The organism is Staphylococcus sp. HMSC65H10 (genome assembly GCF_001839185.1).
Classification (GTDB): Bacteria; Bacillota; Bacilli; order Staphylococcales; family Staphylococcaceae; genus Staphylococcus; species Staphylococcus simulans.
The window spans coordinates 51,507-56,130 of the sequence record NZ_KV840420.1 but is presented as its reverse complement, the minus strand read 5'-3'; the positions used below and the strand labels follow the sequence as shown (position 1 = coordinate 56,130).

At 36.5% G+C, this 4,624-nt stretch carries 2 protein-coding genes; both read right to left on the bottom strand.

Going from position 1 to position 4,624, the window contains the following annotated elements; genetic code table 11:
• Positions 1-3,570, bottom strand: a 3,570-nt coding sequence (locus HMPREF3270_RS11670; RefSeq protein WP_141763153.1) for an Ig-like domain-containing protein, incomplete at its 3' end; no start/stop codon positions are given.
• Between the two features lie 429 nt (positions 3,571-3,999).
• Positions 4,000-4,335: an SdpI family protein gene (locus HMPREF3270_RS11665; protein ID WP_070848823.1), complete on the bottom strand. Its 336-nt coding sequence runs from the start codon at positions 4,333-4,335 to the stop codon at positions 4,000-4,002.
• Positions 4,336-4,624: the final 289 nt, after the last annotated feature.

Sequence of the window (4,624 nt, the reverse complement as noted above, 5' to 3'; positions counted from 1 at the left end):
TTCTGGTGATTTATTACCTGCCACGTCTGAAGCTACTGCTTTGATTACTGCGTCATGTACTAATGGTGTTTCTAATGTAATTGTCCAAACACCTTTGTCATCTGCCTTAACATCTTTAGTAGTGCCATCTGGCAACGTTAAAGTCACCGTACTCAATGGCTCGCTTGTTCCATCCACTACTTTAGTTCCTGCTTCGATTGTGTTGATTACTGGTGCTTCTGGAACTACTGTATCTTTTACCGTTTGAGTCGCTTCTGGTGATTTGTTTTCTGCTGCGTCTGAAGCTACTGCTTTGATCACTTCATTATGAGCTAATGGTGTTTCTAATGTAGTTTTCCAAACGCCTTTATCGTCTGCGTCGACTACTTTTGTTGTACCGTTTGGCAACGTTAATGTAACTTTACTTAATGGTTCGCTTGTTCCAGTTACTGTCTGACTACCAGCTTCAATTGCGTTAATCACTGGTGCTTTAGGTGCTACTGTATCTAAAGCTTTGACAGAAATCGGTTCAGATACTGTACCGTGTTTACCTGTTGCATATACCTGTGTAACATCGTTATGTTCTAAAGATGTTCCTTCTGGTAATTGTGTTGTCCACTGCCCATTTTTATCAACTTCTACTTCTGCTTTTTTGCCATTCGCAAAAGTAAGTGTAATTGTGCTTTCTGGCTCACCTTTACCGCTGATGCTTGTCGCACCTGCTTCTACCTTGTCCACAGTTGGTGTATCAACTTGATAAACCACAACTAATGGGTTTAAGATTTGTAGCAATTCTTCCTTAATCGCAGGATCAGCATATTCAACACCTGTGAAGACATTAAATAGTTCTCTGCGATAATCTCTTTCAGGATGATTTTTAATTTCTTCTGCTACGTGTGTTACATCTTTTCTAATCTCTTCATCATAACGACGGTTTGCATCCGCTTGTGTTTCACCATCTACAATAAATCCTTTATCAGTCAGTGTATAAGTTAATGTTTCTTTTTCAGCATTTTGTCTAGAAATCGCTACATTATCTTTGTTTTCATTTCTGACTAACACACGACGAGCCGCTGGTTCACGATGGCGAACGATAACTTTATCGCCATATTCTAAATCGAAAGTTTGCAGTTCTGATGCAAGACTTTTGTTACCAACTAATGTTCTATCTAATACTGTCGTACCATCTGCTTTTTGAATAGTTACATGTGCATATTCATCAGTGAAGTATAAATGTGGTTGTCCTGGACTTTGTTTATACGTTACTTGTTTAGTATCTGGATTATAGTTGACTGTAGCCATTTCCCAGTTGCCTAATCCTCTTAGTGAGATGGTTTGTGTAATGTTGTTTTGGATATCATCTTTTTTAGGATAATCAAGCGTTGCTTGATTATTACCGCCTTCTCTAACTACGAGATATTCACTTTCAGGTAATGCGTCTGTTGTTGAAAGAGGTGCGACAATTTTATAAACACCTGCACGTAAATTAGAGAATGCAGCTTTACCATCTACAACTTCTGCACTCGCAATTTCTTGTGTGCCTTCCATCAAGCTTACTTTGACGTTATCTGGTAAGACTTGTCCATTTAAATTCACATTCACTTGTGCATCTTCATGAATCACCGTATCAGCTAAATCTGATGATTTTACAAGTTCATAAATCGTAGATAAACCTAATTTATCTTTGATGCGTTGTTGTTCCTCAGGATTAGTAATCAATGCTGCTAATGGGTATGTGAATGTATTATTGTAAGTGTCTAAATCATCTTTTAAAGCTTGTGGCATTTTCACTTTGTATAAATCAAAGTAGGCTGTGCCATTAATACCGTTATCAGCTAACCAATACGTTGTAATCCATCTCGGTACATCTTGTTCAAATGGTTTACCTGCTTTGCCCATATCCGCTTCTTCTTGACGAATACCTTTCCACATATCCGCAAAGCCTTCAATGCCCGTTAAACGCACCATTTTTGTCATGAAATCAAGACTGCCACGGAAACCTGCATTATAGAAATTCATTCTTCCATCCATTACGCGCTCATGGAAATCTTTTTGCATGCTTTCTTGTCTGCCTTCATAAGCCCAACCGTCTTTGACACCCATGATAGTCGTTTGATATTGGTTGGCTAAAATATTGTTTTCAATTTCAATTAAATTCATTTTAGGATCATACGTCATTGCACCATCATAACCATGACCGACTTCATGCAGTGCTAACCAACCTCTTTCAAGATAACCTGACATAGATGGGTTATTAGATCCCATATTGTTTGTTGAGTAATAAGCAAGACCTGGCCCATGAGCATCCGCAATCGTAAAGTATTTTTGGCCTACATTATAGTGGACAGAATTAATGTCATCATTTAAGCCAACCCATTTATCATAATGATTAATAACATCCTCGTAATAACCGATCATGTCATCTAAGTTCATAAAGCCCCATTGTCCTGGGTTTTTACCTAAGTTTGCGATACGTTCACGGTCTACATTCGGTACTAAGAATGCAATTTTATCACCATCTACATAACCATAGCTTGTATTACGAGCAGCCCAATCTGCATCAAATGCTGCTTTATCTCCACCTTTACGGTAAGTAGGCAGTGTGACGCCAGCATCACCTTCAACATAGTATTCTACAACTGGTTTTTTAGTTAAACCTGTTGGAATACGTACGAAGGCACCGCTATCCATAGTTGTAGAGATTTGTGTCCAGCTTCCATCTCTAGAAACTGTCGCATTACGAACTGTTTGTCTATCGTTAGTCATCAAATCTACACGTAAATCTTCTTCATTACTGCCTTGTGTTTGTCTGATATAGAGCTTTTTATTTTGCGGTACAATCAAGCCTAAGCTTTCTCTTGCTTGATAAATACCACGTTGCATTCTTGCTGTTCTTGCAGCTTCTGATTTTTCATATACAGGAATCTCTTTCGCATAAACTTGCTCATTAATTCCTTGTATTTTATCAACAGGATGTGCGTTCGCAGCGGGTGCTGGTGCACTTGTATTCGTAATTGGTTGAGCAGGTGCTTCTGTCGTTGTTGTATCGGTAGTATCGGCAGCTCTTGTCGCAACTTCAGCATCTGCAGGTTGAACAGCAGGTTCTGATGGCGTAACAGTAGTAGCTTTAACTTCAGTAGTCGCAGCTTCTTTTGGCGCATCTGTCGATGGCTCTGTTGCTTTTTGTGTATCAACTTTCGGCGCATCAGTTTGCGTTGTATCTGTTTTTGTAGGTTGTGATACTTCTGGTGCTGTTACAGGTTCAGGTTTTGTTGCTGTTTCGCTTGTTTGATTATCAACAGAAGGTTGTTGAATCGTAGTGTCTTGTGGAGTAGGAGAATCATTCACTGTTTCATTTGTTTGTGTTTTTGTTGACTCCGCAGTTGCAGTGTCACCGTTTGTTTCTGGTTGTGTTGTAGGATTTACAACAGCGGTATCAGTGTTTTCTGCAGCTTGTGCTTGTTGATCCAGGGATGTATAAACTAGTGTTCCAAATAGAACTGAAGCAATCCCTGCGCTAAATTTTCTAATGTGGTATTTATTTCGTAATTCTTTATCGAATAATACATCGTGTTGCTGTTTTCTAGGCATTAAATGTTTCACTTCTTTCGTGTGTAATTGTTCTACACAATTCTATCATTAATTTTTTGGAAGATGTAAAAAAACTTATTGATTTACACAAGTTTTACTAAAAATTTTAAAACCTTTTAAAAGAGATAACTTCCGACACACTTTTCAAAGTACTTGTGTTTAAAGCGTTTTCAACATAAAACAAAATCAATTAAAATAACTATCAATTCTCATATCAGTTTAAACATAGTAAAAGAACTCATCTTACTAGACTTATATTTCTTTGAAAATGTACAACATAAAACATGAAAAACTTAGGATATTGTTCTATTTTCAAAACAGAAATCCCTTTATCGCTTTATATAATATGCTTGATATTAATACATACAAAAACACGCCCTCAACTCAGCATGATCATATGCTTTGTTAAGCGCGTGTTTTGAGAATTATTTATTCTAATTTGTTATTAACGTTGAGATACAACATCAATAATAATCCTAATAATACGATAGATTGGAGTAACACTGAGATAATCAAGAATATATCGTTATCTAAAAATAAGAATACAATATCAGCCAATAGCCAAAAGAATGAAGCGAACACCGTATACATAAATACCTTTGTAGACTGTTCACCATACTCTTTTTGAGCCAGCATCCAATTCTCTTTATTTTTATTAGACTTTCTTGTTCGAAATCCCCAAAAATGATTAATATCATCTGGCGGTACTTGTCGAAATAATTTTCCTAGTATCCATAGAAAAATACTGCTAGGAAATAACACCATACTTAAAACATCCCTTCTCTGTTTTCTATCTCAGTAGACGTTTCATATCATTTAAGAGAATTGATTAATTTAGCGCAGTAAACCAAAGAAATCTATTATTTTTAATTCTTTTTCTTAATATTATCCTCAAAAATCATATATTTATCTTTAATTCCAAGCGTTATTGATATAGTATTAAACATAGGCGCATTATCTCCTTAATTATTGGTGGTAGGATACTTCTAATTATAGAGATAACTGCGCTTTTTTTGTATCAAAAATAGGACTAGTGATTATCACCAGTCCTAAA